The organism is Streptosporangium sp. NPDC051023 (assembly GCF_040689595.1).
GTDB lineage: Bacteria > Actinomycetota > Actinomycetes > Streptosporangiales > Streptosporangiaceae > Streptosporangium.
The window spans coordinates 30,329-53,819 of sequence record NZ_JBFBCE010000005.1 but is presented as its reverse complement, the minus strand read 5'-3'; the positions used below and the strand labels follow the sequence as shown (position 1 = coordinate 53,819).

Sequence of the window (23,491 nt, the reverse complement as noted above, 5' to 3'; positions counted from 1 at the left end):
GCGCAGGTAGGAAAGCCTCAGCCGGTCCGTTCCCGGTCGCGGGCCAGGGAGGCGAACAGCAGGACGAGCGCGGTCTGGGCGAGCGCGCCAGGCGCGAGGGACGGCGCGGGCCCCACCGACTTGGTCAGCGCGTACCACCAGCGCAGCGCTCCGGGCAGGGTCTCCCAGGTGGTGGCGTAGCCCTGGTCGAGAGGGCCTGCGTCGTAGTTCGCGGCCACGTGCGCGTAGACACCGAAAACCGCCGCAACCAGTACGGCCAGCGCGAGCGCCCTGACCACCCTGACCGTCTTCGGCGAGTCCGAGAGGGCGAGTAGCACGCCCGCGACGACGAGGACGGCCAGCGCCGCCCAGGGGACCAGCTGCTCCCAGTTCTTCCAGTGCTGTTCTGTGGCGAGCTCGAAGGCGGTGCCGAGAACGCCGAGCGCGCTCACCCCGATGAGCCCCCGGCGCAGCGTCAGGAAACCGGCGCTCACGGGGTCAGCGCGGAGACGATCTTGTTGACGGTCTCCTCTCCCGGGTTGTATTTGGCGAGGTTCTGGCGTAGCGAGGTGAGGTCGGGGTCGTCGGCGGCGTAGGGCCGATACTCGACGACCTCCCTGGCCCACCGTTCCGGGTTGGGCACGCCCGCGGCCCCGAGCGCTCCGGCGATCTCGGCCTCGCTCGCGGTGTTCGCGGAGACCTTCGTGACCTGGGAGGATCCGCCCGTCGCCGGGTCGGGCGAGGACGCCTGCGACGCTGATCCGCCCGTGGCGGTCGCGGAGGGAGAGTCCTGGGCCGAGGAGGATCCGCCGCAGGCGGCGAGGGAGAGACAGGCGGCGAGCGCCGTCACGACCAGCTTTGTTTTAACTGCTTTCACGGTGAGCCGTCCTTATTCGAGTCCTTGTCACGTGAAGGCTGACCGAACCGTCTCAGACGAGTCTCTGTGAAGCATGAGGATCAGATGAGAATGGACCGTTCCGGCGGGCGTTGTCGCGCTCTTCCCTTCCATCAAGGCCCCCACGGTGACCTGCTGATCCTAGGGTCCTCATGATGTGCTGATCGTAAAGTTCTCATGATGTGCCAGGCCATCACGGAACGTGCGCGGGAAAGCCGCGGACGACACCGGCGGAAGCGGTCGGCGGCCGGTGCCGGGGAAAGCGGCGGCCGGTGCCGGAGAGAGCCCCCGCGATCAGGCGTCGGAGGCGGGGAGGGGGATTCTGAGCTTTCTCATCGCGGCGGCGAGTTCCTCTGCGGGATCGCCCTGATAGCTCCACGGAGCGCCGCGCCCGACGCGGTTGCCCACCTGCCTGAGATGCCTGGCCGCGAGGTCGTGCGTGGTGGTCTCGCGCATGAAGATCGCCCCGAACAGGTGATGGGCCTCCAGGTCACGAGGGTGCGGCGTCGCGTGGGCCGTCCAGCGGCGTTCCGCCTCCTTGAGCTCGTCGACGACCTGTTCGGAGAAGTACTTCATGCCGAACCTCACATAGGCCATCATCTTGTTCTCCAGCACGAGGCGGCGCTCCTCGGCGAGCAGATGCTCCAGGTGCGCCAGCGCCAGCATCGCCGTGAGCGGATGCCCCGCAGGTGCGATCGCCACCGCGTCGCGGGCGTGGGCGAACATCTCCTCGTGGGAGCCGCCCCACTTCTCGGTCAGCGCCTGCAGCCTGGCCCAGTGGGCGGAGAACAGCGTGTCGGACCGGGAAACGGTCTCCTCCCAGATCACCTCCTCCTCCACGCGGTCGAACTGCATGCCCATGGCGAACCAGATCATGGACTCCCACGGCACGGGGTCGTCGGGACGCAGCCTCGCCGCCTCCATGAGGGGGTCGTGAGCACCCGACAAGGTGGCGAAGAACATCTTGTACCGGTCCTCGCCGATGCTCTCGGCGAAGCTGCCACCGCGGATGGCCCAGGCCTCGTCGATGACCGTACGGCCAAGCCACAACAGGATGTCCGCCCTGTCACGGGACCCGTCGAGCAGCTCGGCGATTCCCTGGCTCCTGCCCACCGCGGCGCGGCTGAGCGCGTCGAGCCGCAGCGAGCGCAGTTCGGGGTCACGATGAGTCTCACCGAGAAGGGCGATCCCGGCGTTGAGATAGCCCTCCTCAACCGCCTCGACGGCGACATCAAGGGCGATGTCCTTCCAGACACGCCCGACGACGAAGGCACCGCCGACAGTTTGTCCGCCTTTACGGCGTCGGAAGATTCTCATAGAAGGCCATGTTTAGCACTTCGCGTTTGCTCAGACGAGCGAAAAACACAAGAGCCACGATCAATCATCCGTACGACATACCGGAAATACAACTTTAAGCAGAGTTTCGACTGGAAATCCGTGCGGTAAAGCGGTAATCCGGGATTCCGCTTGGCCGTCCGCGGGCGTGTCCCACCGATCTCCGTGTTCTCCGGCCGTCTGGACAGGCGGAAAACGGGAGGCGGGAAAACCCGGCCGAGCGACCTCACATTCGGCGGCCGGGGAACGTTTACCAGGTGTGAGACAGCAACCCTTCGAAGTGATCGTGGCCAGGTACGGGCCGATGGTACTGCGGGTGTGCCGTGCCGTACTGGGTCACACGGCCACCGCAGAGGACGCCTGGTCCGAGACGTTCCTCGCGGCGATGCGGGCCTATCCCGACCTGCCGCTGGACAGCGACGTCGAGGCATGGCTGGTCACGATCGCCCATCACAAGGCCATCGACCAGGTTCGTGCGGAGTCCCGGAGGGCGGTCCCGACAGAGCGGGTGCCCGAGGTGCCCAGCGTCGACGGGCTGCCCGGCGGCGAGGAGCGCGACCTGCTGGACGAGCTCAAGACGCTGCCGCTCAAACAGCGCCAGACCATCGCCTACCACTACCTGGCGGGCCTGCCGTACGCGGAGGTGGCCCAGATGGTCGGCGGTAGCGCCGAGGCCGCCCGCAGAGCGGCGGCCGACGGCATCGCCGCCCTGCGCAAAACCTACGGGAGAGGAGAGACCCGATGACGACCACGAACCGACCGCCCCTCGACGGCGACCTGTTCGCCGCACTGCCCGGCGTCGATGAGGAGACCCAGGCCCGGCTGCACGCCCGCCTCGCCGCTGCCTCCGACCGGACGGGCATCCTGGACGTCGCGTACCGCACGCTGGAAACCCCGGTCGGCTCGCTGCTGCTGGCCGCGACCGGCGAGGGCCTGGTGCGCGTCGCCTATGCCCGCGAGGACCACGAGAAGGTCCTGGAGCAGCTCGCCACGGACGTCAGCCCCCGGGTGCTGCGCGCCCCCGCGCGTCTGGACGGCACGGCCAGGGAGCTGGAGGAGTACTTCGCGGGTCGACGCCACCTGTTCGACCTGCCGCTGGACTTCCGGCTCGCACGCGGCTTCCGCCGTACCGTCCTGTCGCACCTGAGAGAGATCGGGTACGGCGCGACCGCGAGCTACGCGACCGTCGCCCAGGCGGCGGGCAGCCCCAGAGCGGTGCGCGCCGTCGGTACGGCGTGCGCGACCAACCCGCTGCCGATCGTGGTGCCCTGCCACCGCGTGGTGCGTAGCGACGGCACCATCGGCCAGTACGTCGGCGGCACGGAGGCGAAGAAGGCCCTGCTGGGACTGGAGGCCGCGGTATGAGCGGCGGGAACGACGGCGCGACCATGACAGACGGGATCGCGACCGGCCGGGCCGTGAGCGACCCGACCGTGAGAGGAGGGACCGCGGCCGGGGAGACCGGGATCGACCTGACGGCCGATCCGGCGAGCCGGGTCGGCCAGGTCGGCTGGGCGGCGCCGGCCGAGGAGCTCGACGCGCACGGATGTGCCTTGACTCCACGGATTCTCACCCCCGCCGAGTGCGAGAGCGTCTCCGGCCTGTACGAGGAGGCGGGGCGCTTCCGGTCAACCGTCGACATGGCCCGCTACCGGTTCGGATCCGGCCAGTACCGCTACTTCGGCCGCCCGTTCCCCGAGTTGGTCGGGCGGTTACGGCAGGCGTTGCTGCGTCCCGCGCGGCGGCGGTGCGGACACCCCCATAACGGGTGACCGACCGCCGCCGCGGGTACGGCTCGGTGCAGCCTGGACTCAGCAGTGCTTGTCCATCCGCAGGGACTTGATGAGGTTGAACTTGGCCGGGTTGAACCAGCCCGAGGCGAACCACCGGTACCGCTGGGTGCGGTCGGGCAGGTTCATGACGAACTTGCTCCGGTCGGCGGGGTCCTGGATGTTGTTGTTGACCAGCCTGCCGAGCACGGCCTTGTTTTCGTCCTGGATGTTCACCCACATCAGCCAGGCGTCGTTGTTGTCGCCGCTGGTGACCGTGGCGTCGAACGTCGCCGTGCCGTTCGGGTACAGGGTCCACTTCGCGCCCTGGAACATCGTGCAGTCGCCGGCCCGCAGACCGTTGTTCCAGGTGAAGACCTTGGGGTAGAGCGCGCCTGCCGACCCCGCGGCCGTGGCCGATGCCGGGGCCGGGGAGATCAGTCCGATGGCCAGGGCTCCCGCGACCGTGGCCGTACTTACCATCCTGCGGATCATGCGCACGAGACTTCCCTTTCTTCTGGGCTCCGGGCGGAGAGTTTCCGCCTCCCCGTCCGTGTCTTTCGGTCGGGTCTGTGACTGAACTGTCGCCCGGGAGGCGTGCGGGCCGCTTCGAGGCTGGCGCGGAAAACGGGCTGGGTGTTAGCACGGATGTCGTAGGGGCCTGTCCTCCTCTAGCGTTGGCCCATGCCCCGGCCCCGTGATCTCTCCTCAGCGACCGCGCTGCTCGCCACGGCGGTGACCGTCGCCGACTGCGCGCTGCTGTCCCTCGATCCGGGCCTCTCGGCGGCAGGTGTGACCGGCTTTCTGACGGTCGTCGTCACCGGGGCGTTCTCCACCGGTCTCGGCCTGTTCGTCTCCCGGCGGCATCCCGCCAATCCGGTCGGCTTCCTGCTCACCCTGATCGGGCTGGTGCCTCCGCTGATCGCGCTGACCGACATCTATGACAGCGTGAGCCTCGCCCGTCCCGGCCTGCTGCCGGGCGCCGAAGCGGTCCACCAGCTCGCCACGGGCCTGTGGGTGCTCTGGTACGCGCCGGTCATGTCGCTGGTGCTGATCTTCCCCGACGGGAGGCCGCCGCGGGGCCGTTTCCCCCGCCTGGTGCTGTACGGGGTGCTGGCCGACACGCTGCTCACCATCGTCCTGATCACCCTGGATCCGTCACCGTACCCTCCGCCCTTCCAGGGGTACGGGCATCCGCTGCCGACCCTGCCCGCGTCACTGGGCTGGATCTGGGCGATACCGCTCCTGCTGTTCATGGTGCTGCTGGTCTCCACGGTCCTGGTGATGCGCCGCCGCTATCGTGCCGCGGGCCCGGTCGAGCGGGCGCAGGTGAAGTGGTTCACGCTGGGTGCCGTGGCCCTGCCCGGCACACTCCTGCTCTGCTGGGCCGACTCTCTCCTGTTCGGCCAGGTCGGTTTCCTCAGCGTGATCGGTCTGGTCTCCCTCTACCTCGGCGTGCCCTCTCTCACCACACTCGCGATCCTGCGCCACGACCTGTACGACGTGGACCGTGCCACCAGCGCCGTCGTCACCTGGGGCATCGTGACCACAGGCCTGCTCGCGGTCTACAGCGCCGTCTCCTTCGCCGGCGGTCTCGCGCTTGGGCGCGACAGCGCGGTGACTGCGGCCGCGGTGACGGCGCTGATCGCCGTCGTCCTCGTACCGGCGAAGAAGCGGGTGCGCCAATGGGTCGACCGGCGCTTCTACCCCGTGCGGGAACGGGCGCTGGCGGCCGTGGCGGCGCTGGAGCGCCAAGTCCACGCTGGACAGGCACGACCCGAGCAGCTCGAAGAAGTGCTGCGGGAGGCACTGCGCGAACCACGGTTGCGGATCGGTTTCCTCCTGCCGGGCGGAACGGGATTTCACGACACGGCGGGCGCACCGGTGACGTCCGGAGTCGAGGTACGGCTGGCCGGGCGCCCGATCGGGATGATCGAAGGATCGTGCCCGCACGAGGTCGCAACCGCAGGCGCGCCACTCGTCGAGACCGTAAGGCTCCGGCTCGAACTCCGCCAGGCTCTGAGCGAGGTCGAGGCCAGTCGCAGCCGGATCCTGCGCGCCGGATACCGCGAACGGCGCCGCCTGGAACAGGACCTGCACGACGGTGCCCAGTCCCGGCTGGTCACCCTCGGCATGACGCTGCGGCTCGCCCAGCGCCACCTGGGCAACGGCAGCGTCGACGTCAACGGGCTCCTCGACCAGGCCGTCGCCGAGCTGGGCACGGCCGTCGTGGAGCTGCGCGAGCTCGCGCACGGGCTGCGGCCGAGTTCCCTCGACGACGGGCTCGGCCCCGCCCTTGAGGCCCTCGCCATCCGGTCTCCGGTACGGCTCGAATGGCGGCTCGACGGGCGCAGGCTGCCCGACGACATCGCCACCACGGCGTACTTCGTCGCCAGCGAGGCCGTCACGAACGCCGTCAAGCACGCCGACGCAACGGAGATCGACATCGTCGTCGGCGACGACGAGGATGGGGCGTTGCGCGTCACCGTCCAGGACGACGGGCGCGGCGGCGCCGACCCCGGCAAGGGGTCGGGGCTCTCCGGGCTCAAGGACCGAGTCGCCGCGCTCGGCGGACGACTACACATCACCAGCGCGCCCGACGGCGGCACGACAGTGGAGGCGGTGTTGCCATGCGCATCGTGATCGGTGAGGACTCCGTCCTGTTCCGGGAAGGCCTGGCCAGGCTTCTCGCGGACGCGGGCCACGAGATCGTCGCCCGCGCCGCCGACGCGCCCACACTCGTCGAGGCCGTGACCGAGACCCGGCCCGACCTGGCCGTCATCGACATCCGGATGCCGCCCGACCTCACCGACGACGGCGCCCGTGCCGCCAGACTGATCCGGAACACGCTCCCCGACCTCGGCATCGTGCTGCTCTCCCAGCACATCGAGACCCGCAACAGCGTGGAACTCGTCTCACAGGGCCGTTTCGGCTATCTCCTGAAGGACCGTGTCCTCGACGTGGACGACTTTCTTGAGGCGTTGCGCCGGGTCGCCGCAGGCGGTTCCGCGCTCGACCCGGAAGTGGTCGCCCGCATGCTCGGCGCCCGCCGCGATCCGCTCGCCTCGCTGACCCCCCGCGAGTCGGAGGTCCTGGGCCTGATGGCCGAGGGCCGTACGAACCTGGGCATCGCACGGCACCTGTGGCTGACCGAGCGGACCGTGGAGGCCCATGTCGCCTCGATCCTGGCGAAACTGGGACTCACGCCGGGTGAGGAGCACAACCGCCGCGTCCTGGCGGTGCTCGCCTACCTCACGGGCTGACCGCCCCGGACACGGGTCACGGCGTGTTCCTGTGGTAGGTCCACATCTCGCTCATGCGCCCGCCCATTCTCCCCGGCGTCGGAGCCGCGAAGGCGGCGATCACACCGGCGAGCGGGTACAGGAAGCGCATGACCCGAATGATCAAAGGGCTCCTGTTCGATCTCGACGGCACGCTGGTCGACCACGAAACGGCCGCCGCGACGGCGTTCGCGACGGCGCTCACGGCGGTCACGGGATCGGCGGGCGTCGACCACGAGACCGCGCGACGCCGCTGGTCGGAGCTCGAACACCACGCCATGGACCGCTACCTCGCCGGTGAGCTCACCTTCGCCGGACAGCGCCGCCTGCGCATCACGACCCTCGTCGCCGAGCTCGGCCTGGGAATCTGGGACGAGCAGAAGGCGGACGCCTGGTTCGCGGGCTACCTGCGACACTACGAGTCCGCGTGGAGGGCCTTCCCCGACGTTCTGGCGAGCCTCGGCGCACTGACTGAGGAACGGCCTGAGCTGCGGCTCGGGATCCTCACCAACGGCGAGGCCGGGCAGCAGCGCGACAAGGTCGACCGGGCCGGGCTGAGCGCGGCGCTGCCCGTGCTGGTCGCCTCAAGCGACGTCGGCGTCGCCAAACCGGAGGCGAGGATCTTCCACCTGGCCTGCGAGGCGATCGGCCTGCTCCCATCCGAGGTGGTCTACGTCGGAGACAGGCTCGACACCGACGCGGCCGCCGCGAGCGCGGCGGGGCTGCTTGGCATCTGGCTGAACCGCGCGGGCACCCCCGCGCGAACCGAACTCCCCGTCGTGCGCACCCTTCGGGAACTTCCCGCCCTTCTCACCGAACTCACCTCGGACGGCTGACGCGGATGTTTGACTCGGATGAGCGAAAGAGGCGGCGGCCGAACGCCGATTTCCACGAGGAGACCCGGTGGGCACGATGGGCGCGGAACGCAAAGTCCTGGCAAGATCCACACACATCTCGGCACCGCCTGGTAGTCAAGGAGATACGGAGCGGGATCCGGTACCGCGACGAGCGTTCGTCGCGCGTTCACTGTGACGACCGCATCAGGGAAAGGACCGTTCAGACCAGAGGATTTGAGTCCAGTCACAACCTTCCACACCGTGCGAAAAAGGTGCCCCTATGACTTCCCCGATCTCTCGCCGTGACCTGCTGCGTTCCGGGGCGGCAGGTGGCCTGGGCATTGCCATCGTCGGCAGCATCGAGGCCATCGCGGGACCGGCCGTCGCCCAGACCGCTCAGGCCGGCCTTGGCGCGGCGGGCTACGGCCCCGTCGTCGCGGACCCGGCCGGGCTGCTCGCCCTCCCCCGTGGCTTCTCCTACAAGATCGTCGCCCAGGCGGGCAAGACGCTGCTCGAGTCAGGGGAGCCGACGCCGAGCGACGCCGACGGCACCGGCTTCTTCCAGGGACACGGCGGCCTGTCCGTCCTGGTCAACAACCACGAGATCGGCGGCGGAGAGCCGTACTCCGTGCCCGCGCTGCCCGGCCTGACCTACGACCCCGGCGCACACGGCGGAACCACCAACATCGAGGTCGACCGGCGGGGAAACCGGGTCCGCGAGTACGTCAGCGTGGCCGGCACGCACAACAACTGCGCGGGCGGCATCACCCCCTGGGACACCTGGCTGACCTGTGAGGAGACCGAGCAGCGCGCGGGCGGAGCGTTCCAGAAGGACCACGGGTACGTCTTCGAGGTCGACCCGTTCGACCGCGACGCCAACCTCAACCCGGTGCCGCTGAAGTTCCTGGGCAGGTTCTCCCACGAGGCCGTTGCGGTCGACCCGCACACCTCCACGATCTACGAGACCGAGGACGCGAACGGCCCGCACGGCCTGTACTTCCGCTGGACCCCGCCCAGGCACTTCCGTGGCCGCAAGGGCGAGCTCAAGGCGCTCGCGCTCGGCCAGAACGGCGCGACCGCGGGCACCCTGGAGGCCATGAGCTGCTTCAAGGGCACCAAGCACATCGCCGACCTGTCCGAGGCCACCCAGCCCGGCACCCGCTACCGGGTGCAGTGGGTCGCCGTGCCTGACCGCGACGCCGCGACGGTCTCGGTGCGCAAGCAGTTCACCGACGACCAGGTGACCCGGGCCCGCAAGCTTGAGGGCGCCTGGTGGGGAGACGGCGGCGCCTACTTCGTCTCCAGCTACGCCCGCACCAGCGACGGCAGCGTCAACGAGCACGACGGGCAGGTGTGGTTCTACGACCCCAAGTCGGAGACGATCACCCTCAAGACGATCTTCGGGGTCAACCCCGACCCGACGCAGGACACCAACTACGACGGACCGGACAACATCACGGTCTCGCCGTACGGCGGAGTCATCCTGGCCGAGGACGGCGAGGGCCTCTCGCACCTGGTCGGCGTGACCAAGCGCGGCCAGGTCTACCCGCTGGCCCGTAACGAGCTCAACGACAGCGAGTTCACCGGCCCGACCTTCAGCGCTGACGGCAGGATCCTGTTCGCCAACATCCAGACCCCCGGCTACGTGTTCGCGATCACCGGCCCCTGGGGCAGGCTGGACAACGACGGCCACCACGACCACTGACCGTCGCACGACCGCAGACATCGCACCGTCCCGGCCATCGGCCGGGACGGTGTTGTGTTTTCCCCTGAATTGACCTGAAGTGACCTGACGTCGCCGGGTGTCAGGGGCGCGAAAGTCCGCGCACGGCCACGGAGCCCCCCGTCTCGGCGGTGCACAGTTCGGTCACGGCGCAAGTATGCGCGGTCCCCCTATTGACACGTACGGCCGAAAGAGCGAATCTGTTCGTCAACTTTCCGAACGAATGGATCATCGTGCAAGAGATCACTCATGCGGGTCCACTGCTGCGGCAGGTGAACAGCCAGTCGCTACTGCAGTTGATCATCCATGCCGGACCGGTGACCCGAGTCGAGCTGGCACGCCGATCGGCGCTGTCGAAGCAGACCGTGTCGGAGATAGTCCGTGAGCTGGAGCGGGCCGGGTGGGTCCGGGAGACCGGCCGGGTGCATGGGCGGGTCGGCCGCAGTCCGGTGGCCTACGAGTTCAACCCGCGCTCGGGATTCGTGATCGGAGTCGACCTGGGCGGCACCAAGCTGCGCGCGGGAATCGCCGACCTGGGTGGCGAGGTGCTGCACGAGCTGGTCGAGCCGACCGACGTGCGGGGCGGGCGGCACGTGATCGAGCAGATCACCGCGCTGAGCCGGCGACTGGCCGCCCTGACCGAGGCGTCGTGGGACGCGGTGCGCTGCGTCGGGATCGGTTCGCCGGGGGTGCCGAACCCGCAGACCGGGGTGATGGACTTCGCCGCCAACATCCCGGTCTTCGGAGATCTGCACGTGGGCGAGGATCTCAACGCTCTGCTGGGCGTTCCGGTCCTGCTGGACAACGACGTCAACATGGCGGTGCTCGGCGAGCACTGGCAGGGGCTTGGCCAGGACAGCAGTGACTTCGTGTTCGTCGCGATCGGCACCGGCGTCGGCATGGGCCTGGTGGTCGACGACGAGATCCGTCGCGGTGCGCGCGGCGCGGCCGGGGAGATCTGCTACCTCCCTCTCGGGGCCGACGCGTTCGACCCGGCCAACCAGGTGAAGGGCGCCTTCGAGGAGGCCGCCGCCGGTGCCGGCCTGGTGCGCCGGTACGTCGAAGCGGGCGGCGCGAAGCTCGGCGTCCCGGAACTCTTCGACGCCGCGGCGAACGGTGACGCGCTCGCCCAGCAGGTCCTCGACGACGAGGGGCGGCTCATCGCCCAGGCGGTCTGCGCGGTGGCCAGCGTGCTCGATCCGGAACTTGTAGTGCTCGGCGGGGGGATCGGGTCCCGCCCCGAGCTGCTCGACCCGGTGCGGACCTGGCTTGGCCGGCTGATGCTGCAGCCGCCTGAGGTGCACACCAGCATTCTCGGCCATCGGGCTTCGCTGATCGGGGCCCTCGCGCTGGCACTGCGAGCCGCGCACCGGGACCTGCTCGGGGCGACCAGCCCGGTCGCACCGCTGGTGCTGCCCATCCCCTCCAACGACATCACCATCGCGTCGCCCACTGTGGCGAACACTGTGGCGAACACTGAGTCCGGGAGCACATCATGACCGGAGAAAGCAGTGTCCACGACCGGATCCGCGCCGCGGTGGACCGCGACGAGGCCCTCGAACTGCTCCGGCAGGCGGTCGCGACGCCGAGCGTGACCGGTGACGAGGACGCCTTCGCCCGCCTCGTGGCCGAACACCTCACCGACGCGGGAGCCGGGGACGTCACCGTGACGGACTTCGCGCCGGGCAGGCCGAACGTCTGGGGCGTGACCCGCGGCACGGGCGGTGGACCGGGACTGATGTTCCTCGGTCATCTCGACACCGTGCACGTACGCGGCTGGGAGGAGCACTGGCGCGGCGACGTGCGGGAGAACCCGTTCAGCGGCGCCGTCGTCGACGGCCACGTGTGGGGACGCGGCGTGGGTGACCTGAAGGCCGGCATCTGCACGGTGATCAGCGCCCTCAAGACGCTGCGCCGCGCGGGCCTCGCCCCGCGCGGGGATGTGAGCGCGGTGTTCGTCGGCGACGAGGAGAGCGGCGAGCCCGGCAGCGGCGTCAGCGCGGGCATCAAGGACGTGGTGCCGCGGATCGCACGCGGTGAGATCCCCCGGCCCGAGTTCGCGGTGTACGTCGAGCCCACGCAGCTGCACGTCTACACCGCCCAGATGGGTTTCCTCATCGCCGAGATCACGCTTGAGGGTAAATCCGCGTACTTCGGTGCCCCGGAACTCGGGGTGGACGCGCTCCGCGCCGCGCACGAGATGCTCTCCGCGCTGTGGGCGCACACGGCCGAGCTGGAGCTGCGCGCGGAACACGAGCTGGTCGGGCGGCCGTTCCTGCTGGTCACCGGTATCACCGGCGGCGGGTACATCGCCGTTCCCGGCGAGTGCCGGATCGACCTGATCAGAAAGCTGCTGCCCGGCGAGAGCCTGGACGAGGCCAGAGCCGAGCTGGACGCCGTCGTGGCCGCCGCGGTCACCGACGAGCGGGTGAAGACGACCATCGCCTACACCGCTCCGCGCGACCACTCCGTCGGTGGCACGCCCAACGAGACCGACCCGGCGATCAGCGGTGTGGTCCGGTTGCAGGACGCCGTACGGCGGGTGCGTCCCGACCGCGGAGCCGTACAGGGCGCGCCGTACTGGTCGGAGACCCCGTTCCTGGCCAAGCAGCTGGACATTCCTGCGGTGTACTGCGCACCCGGGGACATCCGCAACTGTCACACGTTCGACGAGCGCGTCGCGGTCGACGAGTATCTGGACGCCGTCAGCGTCTTCGCCACCTTCATCGCCGACTACTGCGGCGTCTCCGAGGTGGAACCCGAGACGTCCGCTTCCCCGACGAACGACGCCGACCGGTGAGAGCGCGTCACCCGGTCCAGACGACCTGGGCCGAACCGGCCGAGAAGGGAGGGGCGACACCCCCGACCCGGGCGACCCCCGTACGGAGACGGTCGTCCTGGAGCGTTCCGAGATCACCTTGGAGCGTTCCTAGATCATCCTGGAGCGTTCCCGAACGACCTCGGCGAGGCGGCCCGGACCTCCCACCACCCTCGCCCAGAAGACGGCCCCCGGCGGCACCGTGACCGGCCGCCCCGGACGACATTCGCAGAAACCGGCGGCAGCCGCCGTACCGCGAAGCCCCCACCCCCCGCCCCGCGCCCAGGCAGTCCGCCGAGCGCGACCGCAAGGAGAGACCATGCACATCCGTAAGATCCTGGGGGCCGTTGTGACCTCCGTCACCTTAATCGCCGCGGCGGCCTGCAGCACGGGCGCGGAGACCAGCGGCACCGCCGGTGCCGGCACCGGCACCGCTCCCAGCGCCGGCACGAGCGCCAGTGCCAGTGCCAGCGCCAGCGCCTCGGAGACCGGCGGAGCGCTCACCGAGACCCGCGGTCCGAACGGCGAGAAGCCCAGCCCGTCCAGCGCGCTGACCCTCACCGACGCCGAGGTGGCGAAGGTGAAGAGCGGCAAGCACACCGCCGCGCTGCTGTGGCACACCTCCTCCGACTTCACCAACGCGGTCACCGCGGGCGCGAAGGACGAGTTCGCCCGCCTCGGCGTCCAGGTGGTCGCCACCACCGACGCCGCCTTCGACGCGGCGAAGCAGAAGAGCGACGTCGAGACCGTGCTGGCCAAGAAGCCCGACGCGGTGATCTCCCTGCCGCTCGACCCGACCACGGCGGCGGAGGCGTTCCGCCCGGCCCAGCAGGCCGGGGCGAAGCTGGTGTTCCTGTCCAACGTCCCCACCGGCTACAAGCAGGGCTCCGACTACGTGTCCGTGGTCACCGACGACCTGTTCCAGATGGGCAAGCAGGCCGCGGACGCGCTGGCCACGGCGATCGGTGACAAGGGGAAGGTTGGCTGGATCTTCCACGACGCCACCTACTACGTCACCAACCAGCGGGACAACGCGTTCAAGACGACCATCCAGCGTGACCACCCGGACATCCAGGTGGTCGCCGAGCAGGGCATCGCCGACCCGGCCCGCGCCGAAGAGGTCGCCAACGCGATGCTCGCCCAGCACCCCGACCTGGACGGCATCTACGTGACCTGGGCCGAGCCCGCCGAGGGGGTACTGGCCGCACTGCGCAACGCGGGCAACACCCACACCAAGATCGTCACGCTGGACCTGTCCGAGCCGGTCGCCCTCGACATGGTCTCCAACGGCGCCGTGACCGGCCTCATCGCCGACCAGGCCTACGAGGTCGGCCGGGCCCTGGCCGTCGCCGCCGCCTACGGGCTGCTCGACAAGCCCGCGCCGCCGTTCGTCGTGGCGCCCGCCCTCACCGTGACGAAGGACAACGTGCAGGAAGGCTGGCAGCAGTCCCTGCACCGCGACGCCCCCGCGTCCGTCGTCAAGGCCACCCGATGAAAACATCCGCCTCACCCCCTGCGGCGGGCGTGCCCGCCGTACTGGAACGGCTTCGAGCGGTTGATCCCCGCCGCTACGTCGTGTACCTCGGCTTCGCGCTGATCATGGTCGTCTTCTCGATCGTGCTGCGGGACGACGGCTTCCTCACCGGCTCGAACCTGGTGAACATCGTCCAGCAGACCGCGCCGATCACGGTGATGGCCGTTGGCATGGTGCTGGTGCTCACCGCCGGTGAGATCGACCTGTCGATCGGATCGGTGGTGGCACTGTCCGCGCTGGTCGCCGGGGTTGTGCTGCGCAGCTACGACAACATGCTGCTGGCCGTCGCCGCCGCGCTGGCCGTCGGCGCCGCCGTCGGCCTGTTCAACGGGCTGTTCGTCACCCGGGTCAGGGTGCCGTCGTTCCTGGTCACGCTGGCCACCCTCGGGCTGGTCGCCGGGCTCGCCCGGACGATCACCAACCTGCAGTCCGTGCCGATCACCCACGAGTACTTCAACGGGCTGTTCGGCTCAGGGGCACTCGCCGGTGTGTCCACGCTGGTGATCTGGAGCGTGATCGTCGTCGCGGTCGGTCACTACGTGTACCGGCACACGCGGTTCGGCGCGCACGTGCTCGCCGTCGGCGACAACGCCCGTGCCGCCCGCGTCTCCGGGATCAGGGTTCAGCGGATCAAGGTCGCCGTACTCGTGATCAGCGGGATGTGCGCCGCGCTCGCCGGCCTGCTCTACGCCGGTCGGCTGCACGGTGCCCGCTACTCCCTCGGCGACGCCGACCTGCTCACCGTGATCGCCGCCGTGATCGTCGGTGGCACCCGGCTGTTCGGCGGGGCGGGCACCGTCATCGGCGCGCTGGTCGGCTCGCTCATCATGGGCGTGCTCAACAACGGCCTCATCCTGGCCGGGCTGTCCGTCTCCCAGCAGATGATCGCCCGTGGCGCGATCATCCTCGTCGCGATCGCTCTCACGCTGCGCGAGGAGAAGACATGACCGGACCGTCGTCCCACGTCCAGCCACGGACAGCCACGAGGAGGCTGTGATGTTTCTCGACACGCTGCGGCGCCGCAACCCCGCGCTGATCGAGGCCGCGATCGCGCTGCACCAGGCGGGAAAGCTCCCCGCCAACACCTACGTGCTCGACCTGGACGCGGTCACCGCCAACGCGCGCACCATGCGCGCCGAGGCGGACCGGCTCGGGCTGCGGCTGTACGCGATGACCAAGCAGGTCGGCCGCAACCCCGACTTCATCGCCGCGCTGCGCGCCGGCGGCGTGGACGCGGCGGTGGCCGTGGACATGGCCGACGCGCGGGCCGTACACCGGGCCGGGATGCGGCTCGGGCACCTCGGGCACCTGGTGCAGGTGCCCCGCGCCGAGGCGGACGCCGCCGCCGCCATGGCTCCCGAGCACTGGACCGTGTTCAGCATGGACAAGGCCGGGGAGGCCGCCGCCGCGGCCGGTCGGCACTCCCGCGAGCAGACCCTCCTCGCACGGGTGCACGCGCCGCAGGACAGGTTCTACCGCGGGCACGAGGGCGGCTTTCCCGCCGACGCCATCGTGGAGGTCGCCGACGAACTCGACCGTCTGCAGCACGCCCGGTTCGGCGGCATCACGACCTTCCCCGCGTTGCTGTTCGACCCGGTGGCCCGTGCCGTACGGCCGACGCCGAACCTGGACACCCTGGCCCGGTGCGCGGAGGAGCTGGGCAAGGCGGGCCGCGACAACCTGGAGATCAACGCGCCCGGGACATCGTCCTCGGTGACCTTCCAGGCGCTGGCCGACGCCGGTGCGACCCAGGTCGAACCCGGGCACGGGCTGACCGGCACGACACCGCTGCACGCACTGGAGGACCTTCCCGAGATCCCCGCCGCGCTCTATCTCACCGAGGTGTCCCACCTGCACGGCGACCTCGCGTACGCGTTCGGCGGCGGCCTGTACGTCGACCCGGTGTTCCCGCCCTACCAGATGCGGGCCATCGTCTCCAACACCCCGACCGCCGACGCCGGGGCGCTGGCCGACGTGGAGATCCCACCGCCGGACGCCATCGACTACTACGCCATGGTCGACACGGCCGGGTCCCGGCGCGTCCGTACCGGGGACAGCGTCGTGTTCGGTTTCCGCATCCAGGCGTTCGTCACCCGCGCCTACGTCGCCGGCGTGCGCGGCGTCTCGTCCGGACGGCCGCAGGTCGCCGGTGTCTGGTCCGCCGACGGGACTCCCGCCGACCTGTCGGCCTGACCCGCGAAACAGGAGAGCCCATGACCACGACAGGGACCGCCTCCCCTGCGCTGCAGCTCGACCACATCCGCAAGGAGTTCGGCGGCGTCGTCGCCGTCCAGGACTTCAGCCTCGATGTCCGTCCCGGGGAGATCGTCGCCCTGGTCGGCGACAACGGCGCGGGCAAGTCAACCATCGTCAAGATCGTCTCTGGCGTGTACCGGCCGACGGCCGGATCGATCGAGCTGCGCGGCGAGCCGGTGAACTTCGCCGACGCCAGCGACGCTCGCAGCCACGGCATCGAGGTCGTCTACCAGGACCTCGCCCTGGCTGACATGCAGACGGTCTACATGAACATGTTCCTCGGCCGCGAGCTGGTCACGGGGGTGCTGCGCCGGCTGGACAAGAAGAAGATGGCCGCCCAGACGCAGCAGCTCGTCGACGAGCTCGACGTGCGGATTCCGTCCGCGCACGCCACCATCCGGGAGTTGTCCGGCGGGCAGCGCCAGGGCGTGGCCATCGCCCGGGCCACGCACTGGGCCACCTCGCTGGTGCTGATGGACGAACCGACCGCGGCGCTCGGCGTCGCGGAGACCAACCGCGTCGAGCAGCTCATGATGCAGCTGCGGGAACGCGGCAGGGCGATCCTGCTGGTCAGCCATAACCTCGACCAGGTTTTCCGGGTGGCGGACCGGATCGCCGTACTGCGCCGCGGCGTACAGGTCGGCATCCGCGAGACCGCGCAGACCACGCACAACGAGATCGTGTCCATGATCACAGGCCTGCAGCAGGCCGACGGATCCTGAACACGAGGCCTGGGAACACGATCCCGCAACCTCCATCCCTCACCCCTGACGAAAGTCAGGGGTGAGGGATGCCGATCGTGCGATACATCCGCCCTGTCCGGCTTCATACGGTCGTCCAGTGAACGGAACCAAACGGAGAACACCGTGAAGCCCGCGGTACGCACTGGTCTGTTGGGCGCGGTCCTCATAGTGCTGATCATGGCGATACCGCTGGTCATAGCGCCCGGAGCGGTCGCCGCTCCCCCGAGTGTCCTCGACGCGGCCGCCGTGGACCACTACGTGAACGGCTATCTGGAGCGGACCGGCCTTCCCGGCGCCGTGGTCGCGGTCACCCGGGGCGGCGAGGTCATACGTGCCGCAGGTTACGGGCACGACGCCGAAGGCAGGCCACTGACGGCGGAGACCCGGATGCCGATCGCCTCCCTCTCCAAGTCGTTCACCGCCCTGGCCGTCATGCGGCTGGTCGAGGCGGGCACGGTGAACCTGGACACACCGGTGCGCCGCTACCTGCCCGAGTTCGAGGCTGGTTCGCCAACGGGAGTCAGGGCGTCGTCACCACGGCCGACGACCTGACCCGCTGGCTGATCACACAGAACGGCCACGGAAAGGCCCCGGACGGCAGGCGGATCGTCTCCTCCCGGAGCATCGAGACCATGTGGACCGCTCCCCGTGGGAGTTCGTACGGGATGGGCTGGTCGGCCTACAAGCCCGAGCACGGCCCCGCGCGTCTCCAGCACTCCGGCTGGCTGCTCACCCACAACGCCATGCAGACCCTGATCCCCGCGACCGGCTACGGCATCGCCGTCGTCGCCAACACGGGGATGAGCCTCGAGGACGACAGCGCACTCATCGCGGAGGGTCTGGTCGAGCTGTCCGAGGGCAGGACTCCGGCCCCCTCGGCCCCCTTCACCATGACCGCCGATCCCGTCCTCGCAGTCCTGACGCTCCTGTCCCTCGTGCTCGGCGTGCGGGGCGTCATCCGCGCACGGGGCTGGGCCGGGAGAAGGTCGGGACGCCGTCTGTGGCGGGGCGTTTTGCGGCTGGTGCCGTACGGGGTGCCCGTCGTGCTCTTCCTCACGCTTCCCGACCTGTTCGGTCTTCTCCTCAACCGCAGGGGCACCCTGGAGCAGGTCACCTACGCGTGGTTCGCCCTCTACGTCTGGCTCGCGACGGCCGCTCTGGCGAGCGTGGCGGTCGTCGTGGCACGTGGTTTCCATCTGGGTTTCCACCTGGCCAGGACACGCCGCCGACCATCCGGTGACGCCCCACCGCGCACTGAGTTCCTCCTTCGCGCTACTGCCGGTATGGCTTCGACGAGGTGCGAGTGATCACCACAGGTGAACGGCCTCCCGTAGGGGTGAACCGGGACGCCGGCCGCTTCGACGGCTCGGCGTTCGATGAGGCGGCTCATCGACGGGCCTCGCCGGCGGGTTCGTGGCAAGGTGCCAGGATCGGCCTGCCCGCCGCTGGCTATCCTGTGGCACGTCGAGCCAGGTACGGCTCCCCACCACGAGCCCACCGGAAGGCGACGACCGTGACAGCCTCCCAGCGCCAGAGCACATGGCCGGCGACGACGGTGGTGGTGGCGCACGTGGTCCTGGCTCTCCTGACGGTGCTCATCCTGGCGGGCGTCTGGCACCTCGGCGCGGACCTGTGGCAGATCTTCGCCGCGGCGGGTGCCGCCGTCCTGCTCCATGCGGGAGCGGTGGTGGCCCATCGACGGCCGTGGGTGGGGTACGCGATCGGCGCGCTGGCAATGCTCGTCCTGGTGACGATGCCCTCCCTGAGTTGGTCACCGAACATGCTGCCCTCGGCCGTGTGCTTCCCCCTCATGTTGTGGCGGCTGACCAGCCTGGTCTCGGTCAGGTCCTCGGTGGTCGCGTTGGCCGTCGCCGCGCTCGGGATCGTCCTCACCGAGCTGGTGGCGTGGGCCCGGCTGCCCCCTGACGGGTGGACCCGCCTGGTCGAGGGCGGGCTGCTGATGCTCGTGGTCGGCGGTGTGTGGCTTGCGGCCCTGCTGATACGCCGCAGGCACGAGGCCGGCCAACGAGCCGAGAGCGAACGACTGGCCGCGGCGGTCGTGGACGAACGGGCCAGCATCCGCCGCGACCTGCACGACGTGATCGCCCACACGGTCACCGTCATGGTCGCGCGGATCGAGGCCGCGGCGGTGACGACGGCGGATCCGGCGACCCGCCGCGAACTCGGCGCCATCGCCGAGACCGGCCGGGACGCCCACCAAGGTCTGCGAGCGATGCTGGCCACCTTGGGTCCGACCACCGTGGCGCCGCGCGCCGATTCCCGGCCAAGAAAGGTCCCGATCTCGCTCGATGCCCTCCCCGACCTCGTGGCCTCGGCGGCGAGCCCGCTCCATGCGGTGACATTCGCGGAGGTGGGTGAGCGACGGCCACTGAGCCTGAGTGCCGAGGTCGCGGCGGTCCGTACCGTGCAGGAGGGCATCACCAACGCGCTGCGCCACCTCGAACCACCGGTCGAGGTGACCGTTCGCCTGCGCTGGACCCCGGCCGAGGTGGTGGTGGAGGTGCGTGACGACGGCGGCAAGGCGCTTCGCGACGTCGGCAGCCACGGGACCGGCTTGATAGGGATCGAGGAACGTGTGCGTACCGCAGGCGGCACCCTGTCGATCGACGACGGGGACGACGGGTGGGTGCTGCGGGCGCGGCTCCCCACGAAGGAGGGGGTATGACCGGGATCCGTGTCATGCTTGTCGACGATCAGGAGTTGCTGCGGGCCTCGCTCCGTACGGTGCTGTCGGCCGACGAACGCATCGAGGTCACCCACGACGTCGCGAACGGCAGCGACGCGATCGAGGTCGTCCGGCGGCACCGCCTGGACGTAGTACTGATGGACATCCGCATGCCGCGCATGGACGGGGTCGCCGCCACGGCGGAGATCGTCAGGATCGCACCGGCGAGCCGGGTGCTCATGCTGACGACGTTCGATGATGACGAACTGGTCGTGGCTGCGATCCGGGCCGGTGCGAGCGGCTACCTGACCAAGGACGTCCGCCCCGCCGCCCTGGCCCAGGCCGTGTGTGACGTCGCCTCCGGGACGTCGGCGCTGGCTCCGGGGGTGGCCGCGACGATCCTCGATTTCGTACGGCAGGTGCCGATGCGGAGGACGGCGGCCCTGGACGGCCTCACCCCGCGCGAGGTCGAGATCTTCGGCCTGCTCGCCCGCGGCAGGTCCAACAGCGAGATCTGCGCGGAGCTGGTGCTGAGCGAGAACACGGTGAAGTCCCACGTCCGGGCCGTCCTGCAGAAACTGAACCTGCGCGACCGCGTGCACGCGGTGATCCATGCGTACGAGAACGGGCTCGTCGGTCGCAGCGAACTGCCTGACTGAGGATTCCGTCCTGCCGGGTGGGCCCGGCTCACCCCTTCGGGTGATGTCGGCCGGTGACGCCCGGCCTAGGTTCGACGGCGTGCATTTCCTACGTCTCCGCTTTCCCCGTGTGACCTCCCTCATCGTCCTCGGCGGTGTGCTCGTCGCCCTGCTGCTCGGCTGGACGGCACCGGCCCATGCCACCGGCGAACGGCTGGTCGACGATTACCGTTCCGTCTACGGCACGCCGGGTGTCGCGGCGGCCGTGATCGACGGGACGTCGGTCGAGACGATCGTCCGCGGCCGGGACGGGGACGGCAACGCGGTGACGGCGCGGACCCGGTTCCGGATCGCGGGGCGGTCGCACTCGGCCGTCGCCTCTGGTGCTTCCGCCGCGCCGGTCAGACGACCTTCGCACCGGCACAGCCGGCCACGGCGGACAGCTGACCTGGGCGGGAACCTGGCTGGAACCGCCAGGACAGGTCCCGGGGCGGCGCTCCCTGGTTGCGGCTAACGACCGGCAGCGGTCATCGGGCCGGTCGCCTTGACGGTTCGGAGCACGGGAGCGGTCTCGATCGTGTGGATGGCCTCGACCGAGCCGAGCCCCTGGGTCAGGTAGCGGTGCAGGGCGGCCGGGTCGGCGCACAACGCGTTGGCGACCAGGTTGGTGGAGCCGGTGGTGGCGGCGACGAAGGCCAACTCGGCGTGCCTGGCCAGAGCGGTGGCGACTCGGTCCAGGTGGCTCGGGGCGACCGACATCCATAGCAGGGCCTGGGCGGTGACACCGAGCACCGCCGTACTGATCTCGATATCGAAGAAGATCGCGCCACTGGCCCGCAGGTCGGCCAGGCGGCGTGCGACGGTGGCAGCCGACCAGCCCGTGGCCTTGGCGAGATCAGCCTGGCTCGCCCGGCCGTCGGTACGTAGCGCTGCCAGCAAGGCGGCGTCGGAGTCGGTCACACCGGGTCGCTCACCGTGTGGCTGAACAACGGGCTCCAGTAGCCGTTGCTGCTGCTCGTTCAACACGTTCGGGCGTCCACGCCAGGCGGTGGGACCGCCGTAGTAGGTGTGCAGCAGATAGTGCGCGGAAACAGCGGTGATGCCCGCGGTGCGGGGGATGTCGTGGAGAAGCAGCGAACGATCCGGCTGATGGTTCGCGGCGGTGACGATCGCGAAGATCTCCGTGCCACCGGAGATGAGTTTGACCCAGGAGGTGTCGGCCCGCCGTGCCAGCGCCTGGGCGAGGTTTTGGGCGGCGTGCGGGGCGGCGGTCAGCCGGAGCATCCACTGTGCCTGCCCAGCGTGCCGGGTGTCGTGGAGCCCCACGACGCGCAGTGCGACCTCGGCGGTCAGCCGCCGATATCGGCGGGTCACCGTCTGTGTCGACACACCGAGCGCGGTGGCGATCCTGCTGAACGGCGCGCGACCGTCGATGTTCAACGCATGGATCAGGCCTCGATCGATGTCGTCCAGCACGTGATGATCCCTCATCCTTTGGTGTCTCCATGGAAAATATCACCTACCTCACGACGGAAAGTGGAACGCGGCTCGCTCCTCCTCACAGGATCGGTCGCGACGAACCGACCTGTTGGGGGGGATTTCCCATGGTGATGAGTCCGGTGTTGGCTTACCGGTGGCGGTGGGGCGCATTGGCGGCGCTACTGGCCGCAGAGGCGATGAATCTGCTCGATGCGACGATCGTCCAGGTCGCGGCGCCGGTCATTCATGCCGACCTTGCCGGTCCCGCTTCCGATATCCAGTGGTTCGGCGCTGCGTACACGCTGCCGTTCGCGGTGCTGTTGATCACCGGCGGCCGGCTCGGTGATATCGCAGGCCGTGCTCGGGTGTTCCGGATCGGAGTCGCCGGGTTCGTGATCACCTCGCTGGCCTGCGCGCTGAGTGCGTCCGCCGGAATGCTGATCACCGCACGGGCGGTACAGGGGGCTGCGGCGGCGCTGATCATCCCGCAGACCATCGGGTTGATCCGTGGCATGTTCGACGGCGCCGAACTGCCCAAGGCGCTAGGGAGCATCGGCCCGGTCATGGGCCTTTCGGCAGTCTGCGGCCCCGTGCTCGGCGGCTTCCTCACCCACGCCGACGTGCTCGGATCGTCGTGGCGATCGGTATTTCTCGTGAACCTCCCTCTCGGAATCGCGGTTCTCGCCCTCACGCCGCTGCTGCGTGAGGACCGTGCCGCCCACCGTCCGCGCCTCGATCTGCCCGGCACCGCGCTGGCGACCTTCGGCACCGGCCTGGTGGTCTACCCGCTCATCGAGGGCGACGCCGCCGGGTGGCCCGCCTGGACCTGGATCGCGCTCGCCGGCGGCGTGGGAGTGCTGGTGGTGTTCTGGCTCCATCAGCGTGAACGGTCGCGTCAGGGGCGACCCGCTCTGGTCGAGCCCAGTCTGTTCGGCAACCGCGGCTTTCCGGCCGCGCTGGTGAGTTCAACGCTGTTCTTCGCGGTGATGAACGGCCTGATGCTGACCGTCGTCCTGCAGGCGCAGCTCACCCGCCATGTCGACGTCCTGACCTCGGGCCTCACGCTGCTGCCCTGGTCGTGCGGGATGGCGATCTCCTCGTGGGTCTCCGGCGCCCATCTGTTCCCGCGAATCGGCGCGAAACTCATGTACGGCGGGCTCGCCACGCTGCTCGTAGGAACCCTGCTCCTCATCGCCGCCTATACGGAGGAGCCCGGTTACCTGTGGCTGGCCGTACCCGCGCTGGCGCTTGGCGGGCTCGGGCTGGGGATGTTCACCACACCGTTCTTCAGCACCGCGCTCGAACGCGTCCGCTCACACGAGACCGGCTCGGCCGCGGGGCTGCTCAACGCCGTCCAGCAACTCGGTGGCACACTCGGCATCGCCCTGCTCGGCACGCTGTTCCTCCGCACGGGTGCGGCCCCCACCGCTCTGTGGGCCGCCGCCGCACTCCTGGTCGCCAACGGCTTCGCCACCGCGTTCATGATCAGTGCGACGACTGCGAGACCCTGATCAGGCGG

Annotated in this window: 24 protein-coding genes; 19 read left to right on the top strand and 5 right to left on the bottom strand. The window is 69.8% G+C overall.

The window, feature by feature from the left end:
- Window positions 1-17: 17 nt before the first annotated feature.
- The 3 genes from AB0395_RS04825 to AB0395_RS04815 all read right to left on the bottom strand — a co-directional run bounded on the left by AB0395_RS04825 (window position 18) and on the right by AB0395_RS04815 (window position 2,191).
- The gene (locus AB0395_RS04825) at window positions 18-473 is read right to left on the bottom strand and encodes a hypothetical protein (RefSeq protein WP_366277136.1); all 456 of its coding nucleotides are present in this window, start codon (window positions 471-473) and stop codon (window positions 18-20) included.
- Window positions 470-856, bottom strand: coding sequence for a hypothetical protein (locus AB0395_RS04820; protein ID WP_366277134.1), 387 nt, complete (start codon window positions 854-856; stop codon window positions 470-472). The genes AB0395_RS04825 and AB0395_RS04820 overlap by 4 nt, the downstream gene beginning before the upstream one ends.
- Window positions 857-1,168: 312 nt before the next feature.
- Window positions 1,169-2,191: a hypothetical protein gene (locus AB0395_RS04815; RefSeq protein WP_366277132.1), complete on the bottom strand. Its 1,023-nt coding sequence runs from the start codon at window positions 2,189-2,191 to the stop codon at window positions 1,169-1,171.
- A gap of 277 nt (window positions 2,192-2,468) precedes the next feature.
- On the opposite strand from AB0395_RS04815, the gene AB0395_RS04810 reads away from it, so the two are divergent.
- From AB0395_RS04810 to AB0395_RS04800, 3 genes are read left to right on the top strand one after another with little or no spacing between them, the layout of a single operon-like run.
- Window positions 2,469-2,954, top strand: coding sequence for an RNA polymerase sigma factor (locus tag AB0395_RS04810; protein WP_366277131.1), 486 nt, complete (start codon window positions 2,469-2,471; stop codon window positions 2,952-2,954).
- A complete protein-coding gene (locus AB0395_RS04805) occupies window positions 2,951-3,574 on the top strand; it encodes a methylated-DNA--[protein]-cysteine S-methyltransferase (protein WP_366277130.1) in 624 nt (207 codons plus the stop codon). Before AB0395_RS04810 ends, AB0395_RS04805 begins: the two co-directional genes overlap by 4 nt.
- Window positions 3,571-3,981, top strand: a complete 411-nt coding sequence (locus AB0395_RS04800; protein WP_366277128.1) for a hypothetical protein — start codon at window positions 3,571-3,573, stop codon at window positions 3,979-3,981. Before AB0395_RS04805 ends, AB0395_RS04800 begins: the two co-directional genes overlap by 4 nt.
- A gap of 39 nt (window positions 3,982-4,020) precedes the next feature.
- Here AB0395_RS04800 and AB0395_RS04795 read toward each other — a convergent pair whose 3' ends face one another.
- Window positions 4,021-4,473: a DUF6294 family protein gene (locus tag AB0395_RS04795; RefSeq protein WP_366277127.1), complete on the bottom strand. Its 453-nt coding sequence runs from the start codon at window positions 4,471-4,473 to the stop codon at window positions 4,021-4,023.
- Between the two features lie 189 nt (window positions 4,474-4,662).
- Between AB0395_RS04795 and AB0395_RS04790 the strand changes: the two genes are divergently transcribed.
- From AB0395_RS04790 to AB0395_RS04720, 15 genes are all read left to right on the top strand, one after another.
- Complete coding sequence (locus AB0395_RS04790) at window positions 4,663-6,621, top strand: ATP-binding protein (RefSeq protein WP_366277125.1); 1,959 nt, start codon at window positions 4,663-4,665, stop codon at window positions 6,619-6,621.
- Window positions 6,609-7,241, top strand: coding sequence for a response regulator transcription factor (locus tag AB0395_RS04785; protein ID WP_366277124.1), 633 nt, complete (start codon window positions 6,609-6,611; stop codon window positions 7,239-7,241). The genes AB0395_RS04790 and AB0395_RS04785 overlap by 13 nt, the downstream gene beginning before the upstream one ends.
- A gap of 128 nt (window positions 7,242-7,369) precedes the next feature.
- Complete coding sequence (locus AB0395_RS04780; protein WP_366277121.1) at window positions 7,370-8,095, top strand: HAD family hydrolase; 726 nt, start codon at window positions 7,370-7,372, stop codon at window positions 8,093-8,095.
- 280 nt (window positions 8,096-8,375) lie between these two features.
- Window positions 8,376-9,800 carry an alkaline phosphatase PhoX gene (locus AB0395_RS04775; RefSeq protein ID WP_366277118.1) on the top strand — a complete coding sequence of 475 codons (1,425 nt, stop codon included), beginning with the start codon at window positions 8,376-8,378 and terminating at the stop codon, window positions 9,798-9,800.
- Between the two features lie 251 nt (window positions 9,801-10,051).
- Entirely contained in the window at window positions 10,052-11,317 is a 1,266-nt protein-coding gene (locus AB0395_RS04770; protein WP_366277116.1) for an ROK family transcriptional regulator, read from the top strand.
- Window positions 11,314-12,618 carry a M20/M25/M40 family metallo-hydrolase gene (locus AB0395_RS04765; protein ID WP_366277114.1) on the top strand — a complete coding sequence of 435 codons (1,305 nt, stop codon included), beginning with the start codon at window positions 11,314-11,316 and terminating at the stop codon, window positions 12,616-12,618. Before AB0395_RS04770 ends, AB0395_RS04765 begins: the two co-directional genes overlap by 4 nt.
- A 337-nt stretch (window positions 12,619-12,955) precedes the next feature.
- Window positions 12,956-14,131 (top strand): substrate-binding domain-containing protein, encoded by a 1,176-nt coding sequence (locus tag AB0395_RS04760; RefSeq protein WP_366277111.1) that lies wholly within the window; start codon window positions 12,956-12,958, stop codon window positions 14,129-14,131.
- Window positions 14,128-15,117 carry an ABC transporter permease gene (locus AB0395_RS04755; RefSeq protein WP_366277108.1) on the top strand — a complete coding sequence of 330 codons (990 nt, stop codon included), beginning with the start codon at window positions 14,128-14,130 and terminating at the stop codon, window positions 15,115-15,117. The genes AB0395_RS04760 and AB0395_RS04755 overlap by 4 nt, the downstream gene beginning before the upstream one ends.
- A gap of 49 nt (window positions 15,118-15,166) precedes the next feature.
- On the top strand, window positions 15,167-16,363 hold the full coding sequence (locus AB0395_RS04750) for an alanine racemase (RefSeq protein ID WP_366277106.1): 1,197 nt from the start codon (window positions 15,167-15,169) through the stop codon (window positions 16,361-16,363).
- A gap of 20 nt (window positions 16,364-16,383) precedes the next feature.
- A complete protein-coding gene (locus AB0395_RS04745; protein WP_366277104.1) occupies window positions 16,384-17,148 on the top strand; it encodes an ATP-binding cassette domain-containing protein in 765 nt (254 codons plus the stop codon).
- 198 nt (window positions 17,149-17,346) lie between these two features.
- On the top strand, window positions 17,347-17,721 hold the full coding sequence (locus AB0395_RS04740; protein WP_366277101.1) for a serine hydrolase domain-containing protein: 375 nt from the start codon (window positions 17,347-17,349) through the stop codon (window positions 17,719-17,721).
- Window positions 17,718-18,476, top strand: coding sequence for a hypothetical protein (locus AB0395_RS04735; RefSeq protein ID WP_366277333.1), 759 nt, complete (start codon window positions 17,718-17,720; stop codon window positions 18,474-18,476). Before AB0395_RS04740 ends, AB0395_RS04735 begins: the two co-directional genes overlap by 4 nt.
- Before the next feature lie 206 nt (window positions 18,477-18,682).
- Window positions 18,683-19,855: a histidine kinase gene (locus AB0395_RS04730; RefSeq protein WP_366277099.1), complete on the top strand. Its 1,173-nt coding sequence runs from the start codon at window positions 18,683-18,685 to the stop codon at window positions 19,853-19,855.
- Window positions 19,852-20,514: a response regulator transcription factor gene (locus tag AB0395_RS04725; RefSeq protein ID WP_366277097.1), complete on the top strand. Its 663-nt coding sequence runs from the start codon at window positions 19,852-19,854 to the stop codon at window positions 20,512-20,514. Before AB0395_RS04730 ends, AB0395_RS04725 begins: the two co-directional genes overlap by 4 nt.
- A 79-nt stretch (window positions 20,515-20,593) precedes the next feature.
- Window positions 20,594-21,007: a hypothetical protein gene (locus AB0395_RS04720; RefSeq protein ID WP_366277095.1), complete on the top strand. Its 414-nt coding sequence runs from the start codon at window positions 20,594-20,596 to the stop codon at window positions 21,005-21,007.
- Here AB0395_RS04720 and AB0395_RS04715 read toward each other — a convergent pair.
- Complete coding sequence (locus AB0395_RS04715; protein ID WP_366277093.1) at window positions 21,004-21,984, bottom strand: AsnC family transcriptional regulator; 981 nt, start codon at window positions 21,982-21,984, stop codon at window positions 21,004-21,006. The two genes, AB0395_RS04720 and AB0395_RS04715, sit on opposite strands and share 4 nt — an antisense overlap.
- A 113-nt stretch (window positions 21,985-22,097) precedes the next feature.
- On the opposite strand from AB0395_RS04715, the gene AB0395_RS04710 reads away from it, so the two are divergent.
- Window positions 22,098-23,483 carry an MFS transporter gene (locus tag AB0395_RS04710; RefSeq protein WP_366277091.1) on the top strand — a complete coding sequence of 462 codons (1,386 nt, stop codon included), beginning with the start codon at window positions 22,098-22,100 and terminating at the stop codon, window positions 23,481-23,483.
- Window positions 23,484-23,491 lie beyond the last annotated feature (8 nt).

Excerpts from the sequence above, each read along its gene's own strand:
- AB0395_RS04815 (WP_366277132.1), bottom strand. The coding sequence starts at position 2,191 with ATGAGAATCTTCCGACGCCGTAAAGGCGGACAAACTGTCGGCGGTGCC.
- AB0395_RS04805 (WP_366277130.1), top strand. The coding sequence starts at position 2,951 with ATGACGACCACGAACCGACCGCCCCTCGACGGCGACCTGTTCGCCGCA.
- AB0395_RS04800 (WP_366277128.1), top strand. The coding sequence starts at position 3,571 with ATGAGCGGCGGGAACGACGGCGCGACCATGACAGACGGGATCGCGACC.
- AB0395_RS04795 (WP_366277127.1), bottom strand. The coding sequence starts at position 4,473 with ATGATCCGCAGGATGGTAAGTACGGCCACGGTCGCGGGAGCCCTGGCC.
- AB0395_RS04790 (WP_366277125.1), top strand. The coding sequence starts at position 4,663 with ATGCCCCGGCCCCGTGATCTCTCCTCAGCGACCGCGCTGCTCGCCACG.
- AB0395_RS04785 (WP_366277124.1), top strand. The coding sequence starts at position 6,609 with ATGCGCATCGTGATCGGTGAGGACTCCGTCCTGTTCCGGGAAGGCCTG.
- AB0395_RS04780 (WP_366277121.1), top strand. The coding sequence starts at position 7,370 with ATGACCCGAATGATCAAAGGGCTCCTGTTCGATCTCGACGGCACGCTG.
- AB0395_RS04775 (WP_366277118.1), top strand. The coding sequence starts at position 8,376 with ATGACTTCCCCGATCTCTCGCCGTGACCTGCTGCGTTCCGGGGCGGCA.
- AB0395_RS04765 (WP_366277114.1), top strand. The coding sequence starts at position 11,314 with ATGACCGGAGAAAGCAGTGTCCACGACCGGATCCGCGCCGCGGTGGAC.
- AB0395_RS04760 (WP_366277111.1), top strand. The coding sequence starts at position 12,956 with ATGCACATCCGTAAGATCCTGGGGGCCGTTGTGACCTCCGTCACCTTA.
- AB0395_RS04755 (WP_366277108.1), top strand. The coding sequence starts at position 14,128 with ATGAAAACATCCGCCTCACCCCCTGCGGCGGGCGTGCCCGCCGTACTG.
- AB0395_RS04750 (WP_366277106.1), top strand. The coding sequence starts at position 15,167 with ATGTTTCTCGACACGCTGCGGCGCCGCAACCCCGCGCTGATCGAGGCC.
- AB0395_RS04745 (WP_366277104.1), top strand. The coding sequence starts at position 16,384 with ATGACCACGACAGGGACCGCCTCCCCTGCGCTGCAGCTCGACCACATC.
- AB0395_RS04740 (WP_366277101.1), top strand. The coding sequence starts at position 17,347 with ATGGCGATACCGCTGGTCATAGCGCCCGGAGCGGTCGCCGCTCCCCCG.
- AB0395_RS04725 (WP_366277097.1), top strand. The coding sequence starts at position 19,852 with ATGACCGGGATCCGTGTCATGCTTGTCGACGATCAGGAGTTGCTGCGG.
- AB0395_RS04715 (WP_366277093.1), bottom strand. The coding sequence starts at position 21,984 with ATGAGGGATCATCACGTGCTGGACGACATCGATCGAGGCCTGATCCAT.
- AB0395_RS04710 (WP_366277091.1), top strand. The coding sequence starts at position 22,098 with ATGGTGATGAGTCCGGTGTTGGCTTACCGGTGGCGGTGGGGCGCATTG.